Source organism: Frankia sp. CeTa3Moorea, assembly GCF_978021225.1.
In genome coordinates this window covers 1-6,079 of the sequence record NZ_CDXDOR010000215.1, presented here as the reverse complement: position 1 = coordinate 6,079, position 6,079 = coordinate 1, and the positions used below count along the sequence as shown (strand labels likewise).

Below are 6,079 nucleotides of genomic sequence, written 5' to 3'. Positions count from 1 at the left end.
TGATAAGCGTCAAAGAAAATATTGACGAGACGCCCGGCGGGCAGCTGCTACACGCAATTATGGCTGGGATCGCGGAGTTCTACTCCCGCAACCTGGCCACCGAAGCCCTGAAAGGTATGACCCAAAAGGCCAAAGTGGGAGGAACACCAGGGCGGGCACCCGTCGGTTATCTGAACACCCGTCAGCGTATCGACGGCCGGGAGGTGGCAATTGTCATTGTTGACCCAGAACGCGCGCCGCATGTCCGGTGGGCCTTTGAGATGTACGCTACCGGAGAGTGGACGTTGCGACAGCTCACGGACGCGCTGGCCGAAAAGGGTCTTAAGGTGCTTCCGCATGGGAAGAAGCTGCCGGGGCCACTCGCCATCTCCCATGTATCGCGGGTGCTGAATAACCGCTACTACATGGGCAAGGTAACTTTCAAGGGCATTGAATATGAGGGCCGCCATGAGCCGCTAATCTCCGAAGCCCTGTTCATGCGGGTACAGGAGATGCTCGCGCTGCACAACGTCGCCGGGGAGAAGCGGCGGGTACACACCCACTACCTCAAGAGTACGGTGTTCTGCGGTGCCTGCGGTGAGCGGCTCTCCCTGATGAATGCAAAGGGCCAGTACCTCTATTTCTATTGCCTGGGACGCCAGACCCGCCGTACCTCCTACACCGCCCCCTAAATGCTGGCGGACGCGGTGGAAGAGGCCGTTGAACGGTACTGGAAGACGGTGCGGATTTCGGAAGAAGTACAGGAGGCAATCCGGGAAGGCGTGCGGGCCGAAATCCAGCACCAGCAGGACCAGGCCGCGCCGGAGGTGGCCCGAGCCAAGCGCCGGGTCGGGGAGCTGGCCGACGAGCGGCGACGGCTGGCTCGTGGGGTTGTGACCGGCTCCATCCCGGAAGACTTGGCGCATGAGGAGCAGGCCCGGATCGCCACGGAGCTGCGGCAGGCCGAAAGCACGCTGCGCACCGCCGCCACGATGTATGACGATATCGAGGAGACCTTGCGCCTGACCTTGGAACTGGTAGGCCAGGCCAGCGAGGTCTACCGGGCAGGCGGGCCGCAGGTGCGACGGCTGGCCAACCGCTTCTTCTTCGAGCGACTCCTGGTGAGCGTGGTCGACGACGAGGTGATCGTGACGGATGCCGCCCTGCACGAGCCGATGGCGACGCTGCTTGATCCGGTCGTCCAGGCCCGGTTGATCCGAAACGGCGCAAACCCCGGCCGAGACGCCCGTGGCGGTGGCCCTGGTGGGCCGGACGCCACGGCCGATCTTGGCCGGGGTTCGAGAGAGATCTATTTGGTGCGGGAGGGGGGACTTGAACCCCCACGCCCGAAGGCGGCAGATCCTAAGTCTGCTGCGTCTGCCATTCCGCCACTCCCGCGCGACCTCCAGAGTAGCGATCGCCTCACCTGGGGGGCGCCCTGCCTCCCGCCGGGTCACGCCCCGCATTCTCACCAGGACCGTGGACAGCCGTGGACAGCCGTGGACAGCCGTGTGTAGCCATGGAGGCTGCCCCAGCCCGGCCACGAACCTTCGTATTGGCCCATTCACGGGGTTCACCGGTATCGGCCGGGTTTGGCGGATGCCAGGCCGGACAGATATTGGCAGTCCAGAGGGCTCACGCCGCCGGTCACCGAGGCTCGTCCCACGGTCGTCGGGACGACAACCGTGAGAGGGCCGTTGTCGTCAGCCTGACTCGCACGGCTATCCGACCGGCGGCAGGGTTGTTTCGCGCCGGTTTGGCCAGGACGACTGGGAGACGATTCATATGACCCTCACGGAGGTCCCGCGCTCCGCCCCCGCCGACGTTCCGCCCCCCGCCGACGTTCCGCCCACCGGCGAGGCACCGGCACAGGTCGAGAGCCCGCCGACCAAGGTCAGGGCCGAGGCCAACGTCAGGACCGAGGCCGAGGCCGGGAACGAGGCCCCACGGCTGGTCGGCCCCGGTCCCCGCCACGCCGCCCAGCGTGCCCTCCTCGAACGGAACCGGGCGTTGAAGCTCATCGACACCGGTCGGGCGACGACCGCGGCCGTCTGCGCGGTCCGTGACACGGGCCTGCGGGTGAACGGCCGGCCGGTCGCCGAGGTTCATCTGCTCATCGAACGCCCCGGCGCGTGGGGCAACGTGTACCCGGTGGTGCGCAGCACGGTCCTTCCCGACCCGGACATCGACCTGAGCGAGGCGGCGACGGCATCGTCGGGCCGCCCGCGTCGTATCCCCGTGCTGGTCGATCCGCGCCGTCCGGAGAACGTGCTGCTGGGCTGGGATCTGCGACCGGCGAGCTGACGAAGCCGTCAACGAAGCGATCGACGAAGCGATCGACGAAGCCTGTGGGAAGGGTTCGGCCAGGCGCCTCAGGGACGGTCCCGGTCAGGCGGCGGCGAGGCCCAGGTCGCGCAGCAGCTTGGCGACATGACCGGTCGCGCGGACGTTGTACTGCGCCACCTCGATCGTGCCGTCCGTGCCGATCACGAACGTCGAGCGGATCACGCCGACGGTCTTCTTCCCGTACATTGTCTTCTCGCCGAAGGCGCCGTACGCGGCGAGCACCTTCCGCTCCGGGTCGGAGAGCAGCGGAAACGTCAGGGCTTCCGCGTCGCGGAACTTCACCAGCTTGGCGGGCTTGTCGGGAGAGATCCCGAGCACGTCGATGCCGGCGTTGCCGAGCTGGGCGAGGCTGTCCCGGAAGTCGCAGGCCTGCTTCGTGCACCCCGGGGTCGACGCGGCCGGGTAGAAGTAGACGACGACCCGCCGTCCCCGGTAGGACGCCAGGGACACCTCGTTCCCCTCGGAGTCGGGCAGGGTGAAGTCGGGTGCGACGTCGCCGGGGACTAGACGGGCGGCGTTGGCAGTCTCAGTCATGGTCCGAAAAGTAGCCGTGGCCTGCGCAGGACGGCAAACCCTCCAGCGGACAGATCCCCAACGTGGCGAGATTCGGGGGACCAGGGCACGGTCTGTGCACCATGGAGCGTGTCTTGGTCCCCCATCTGCTCAGGCTGCCCTGCCAGGCTGCCCTGCCAGGCTGCGCTGCCAGGCTGCGCTGCCAGGCTGCCCTGTCAGGCTGCTGCGTCGACCGCCGCGCGGAAGCCCTCCGGGGTGAGCTGCTCCCCGGACAGCCGCTTGCCGTTGACGAAGACGGTCGGCGTGCCGGTGACGCCGGCCTTCGATGCGTCCTCGTCGACCTTGGCGACGTACCCGTCGTAGGTCCCCTCGTTGACCGCTTTCCGGTACGCCTGCGAGGTCAGCCCCGCTTTCGCCCCGAGCGTGATGAGCGTGTCGTTGGTGAAGCCGCCGGTGCGCTCCTCGGGCTGGTTCGCGTACAGCACATCGTGCAACTGCCGGAACCTGCCCTCGTTGGCGGCTGCCGCCGCCGCGTTCGCCGCCCGCTTCGACTCCGGCCCGATGAACGACATCATGTGATAATCAATCTTGATTTTTCCGTCGTCGAGGAGCTTGTCGATAGTCGGCCCGGTTGTCTTCTCCAGTGTCCCGCAGATGGGGCACTGGAAATCCTCGTATATGTCGACGGTGACCGGCGCGGACGCCTTCCCGACGACGATGCCGTGATCGGTGCCGGTGGCGCTCGCCGGCAGGACCACCGGCTTCGACTCCTCGCGGGAGTTCTGGACGGCAAAGCCGATCGCGCCGACCAGGACGAGAACGGCCAGCACCACGCCGGTGATGATGCCGCGCTGCCGTCGCCGTTCCCGCGCTGCCGCCGCGGCCCGCGCCGCCGCAGCCTTGGCCCGTCGCTCCTGTCCGCTGGCCGCCTTGCCCCCACCCGTCGGGGGGGGCGCGTCGGGCTTCGCGGCGCTGCCGCCCGGGGCCCTACCGCCGGTCGTCAACGGTGTCTTCTTCGACTTCGAAGCCATCAGCGGTACTCCCGGAAAGATCGTTCACCGGTTGGTCGAGGAGGCGGTCCACCGCCAGATAGCCGCTCGGCCGCCAGGCCAGCAGCCCGGCGGCGGCGAGCAGCAGGCTGTCGCGGATCAGCTCGGAGGTGTAGTGCGTCGGGGCATCGGCAGCGAGATCACCCCCGGAGGAGAAGCAGCCGCAGTCGATCCGCAGCCCCCGGGCGGCAGCCGACGCGATCGCTGCGATGTAGACGGCGAACATCACCGCGGACACGACGGCGGACAGCCGCACGGCGAGCCCCACGACGAGCAGCATCCCCAGGGCGATCTCCAGGAACGGGACGCCGTACGCGATCGGCTGCACGAGGGCATCGGGCAGGATGCGGAACGCCCGCACGGAGCGCACCATCCCGTCCGGGTCGTTGACCTTCAACAGCCCGGCGACCAGCCAGACCACGCCGAGGCCGAGGCGCAACACCGTGGAGACGGCGCGACTGGCCGGCTGCATGGGGGTGACAAGGCTGTAGATGATCGGATTCAAGTCCGTGCTTCTTCTGATCCGGACCGCTCGGCGGTCAGCTTGGGCAGGTCGTCGATGTAGTCCTGGACGCTGGTCCCCGCCAGGTACAGCGCGCGGATCCTGTCATCCCGAGAGAAGACGATGACCTGGGCGCCATGGGTGACCAGAACGGAGCCGTCGGCCTGGACCTCCGGTTTCTCCAGGGGAACGCCCAGGGCCTCGGCCTCGGTACGGATCCGGTCGAACGGACCGCGGGCGCCGATGAAGGTTGCGTTGAACTGCTTAAGCCAACGACTGAGGACCACCTCCGTATCCCGATCAGGGTCGGTCGTCACGAAGACGACCGTCACCTGGTCACGCACGTCCGGTTTCACCTCGCCGAGTGCCGACGCGATGTCCGCCATCGTGGTCGGGCAGACGTCCGGACAGTGGGTGTAGCCGAAGAACAGCATGGTGATCTTTCCCTGCGTGCGTGCGCGCAGGTCGAAGGGACGGCCGTCGGTGTCGGTGAGGTTGAGGGCCGGCTTGGCCAGCCTCCTGGCCGGGGCGGTGCCGTGCAGGCCGCCGTTGTCGCCTCCGTTCCCCACATCGACGATCTTCACTCCGGTGTCGGTTCCCGAGCCGGCGCAGGCGGTGAGCAGCGCCATCGAGGAGGCGACCAGGACCGTGGCAATGGTTCCGGCCAGTGCCGGACGGCGCCGCGGGGAGCGCGACGGGGGGAACTGCCCGGGCGGGGAACCGGCGCCGTGACGGGAACCCGTGTCGTGACGAGGATGGTGGACCAGGGACATGACGCTCCAGGACAGGGCCGGGCAGGACGGACCGGGGCCGCGGAAAACGTGTCCGTCTGACCGCAGCAGGTGCTCAGCAGGTGCTAACGGTGGGAGTCGCCCGGGCGATGCCCACCCGGGCCAGACCACCGCTGGCCCTCGCGCACAGCGTTCAGCGTAATGTCCCGCCGGACGGATTCCGGTGGGCGGTCGCTTCCGCCCGCGGCGCCATCTGCGCGGTACGGAGACCGGGATTGGACGGGGCGAGACGTCGTGCGTCGGTGCGCCCGCGTGACGTGTCGCGCCACTGGCCGTTTGGTCTCGCCGGGCGATGATGTGTCTGGCACGATCGTTGCAGGCCGGTCGCACCCGACGGAGATGTCCGTGGCGTCCATCGACGCCGATCGACGCCAGCCGCGGGAGCGCGTCCGCCATTCGCAACGGACGAGAGGGCGACATCGGTGCCGCAGGACCCGGCCGTGATCCAGCAACAGATCGAAGAGACCCGCGCCGAACTGGCGGAGACGATCGATTCCATCGCGGAGATCGTCAGCCCGCGCCGCGTCGCCGAGCGGGCCCAGGTGCAGTTGCGGGCGAAGACCGCCGAACTGCGCCACAGGTACGGTCCGGTCCTCGGGATCGGCCCGGGGCCCGCGCTTCCCGAACTGGGAGCCGGCATCGGAGCCGATGGCCTGGCCCGGCGGGGGGATGCGGGCACGCTGACCGGGGGTGCCCTGGGCGGCAGGGCGGTGCCCGGGCCCTCCGGCGGAGCCACTGTGGTTCGGGTGGTGCGCTGGGAGCGGGTCGTTCTCGTCGGTGGAGGTGTGCTGCTCCTGGTGGGTGGGATCCGCCGTCGCCGTCGCCGCCGGTCGTCCCGGCGCGGGTGAGCGGCCACCCCGCCCGCCTGGGCCGCTCCCGGGCCGCGGTCGCGCCGACCC

The 6,079-nt window shown here is 68.8% G+C and carries 7 protein-coding genes and 1 tRNA gene; 3 read left to right on the top strand and 5 right to left on the bottom strand.

Features of this window, described 5'->3' with window-relative positions; genetic code table 11:
* The coding region (locus AC08OV_RS22790; protein WP_476620287.1) for a recombinase family protein at nt 1-671 on the top strand (671 nt) is incomplete at its 5' end.
* A 622-nt stretch (nt 672-1,293) separates the two neighbouring features.
* Here the strand turns inward: AC08OV_RS22790 and AC08OV_RS22785 are convergent.
* Nucleotides 1,294-1,377, bottom strand: a tRNA-Leu gene (locus tag AC08OV_RS22785).
* A gap of 387 nt (nt 1,378-1,764) precedes the next feature.
* Here AC08OV_RS22785 and AC08OV_RS22780 point away from each other — a divergent pair.
* On the top strand, nt 1,765-2,283 hold the full coding sequence (locus tag AC08OV_RS22780) for a hypothetical protein (protein ID WP_476620286.1): 519 nt from the start codon (nt 1,765-1,767) through the stop codon (nt 2,281-2,283).
* 84 nt (nt 2,284-2,367) lie between these two features.
* On the opposite strand, the gene bcp is transcribed toward AC08OV_RS22780, so the two are convergent.
* The 4 genes from bcp to AC08OV_RS22760 all read right to left on the bottom strand — a co-directional run bounded on the left by bcp (nt 2,368) and on the right by AC08OV_RS22760 (nt 5,162).
* A complete protein-coding gene (gene bcp / locus AC08OV_RS22775) occupies nt 2,368-2,859 on the bottom strand; it encodes a thioredoxin-dependent thiol peroxidase (RefSeq protein WP_462203927.1) in 492 nt (163 codons plus the stop codon).
* Between the two features lie 194 nt (nt 2,860-3,053).
* Entirely contained in the window at nt 3,054-3,869 is an 816-nt protein-coding gene (locus tag AC08OV_RS22770) for a DsbA family protein (RefSeq protein ID WP_476615946.1), read from the bottom strand.
* A complete protein-coding gene (locus AC08OV_RS22765) occupies nt 3,826-4,392 on the bottom strand; it encodes a MauE/DoxX family redox-associated membrane protein (RefSeq protein WP_476615947.1) in 567 nt (188 codons plus the stop codon). The genes AC08OV_RS22770 and AC08OV_RS22765 overlap by 44 nt, the downstream gene beginning before the upstream one ends.
* Entirely contained in the window at nt 4,389-5,162 is a 774-nt protein-coding gene (locus AC08OV_RS22760; RefSeq protein ID WP_476615948.1) for an SCO family protein, read from the bottom strand. Before AC08OV_RS22760 ends, AC08OV_RS22765 begins: the two co-directional genes overlap by 4 nt.
* Nucleotides 5,163-5,602: 440 nt before the next feature.
* On the opposite strand from AC08OV_RS22760, the gene AC08OV_RS22755 reads away from it, so the two are divergent.
* Nucleotides 5,603-6,028: a DUF3618 domain-containing protein gene (locus AC08OV_RS22755; RefSeq protein ID WP_476620285.1), complete on the top strand. Its 426-nt coding sequence runs from the start codon at nt 5,603-5,605 to the stop codon at nt 6,026-6,028.
* Nucleotides 6,029-6,079: the final 51 nt, after the last annotated feature.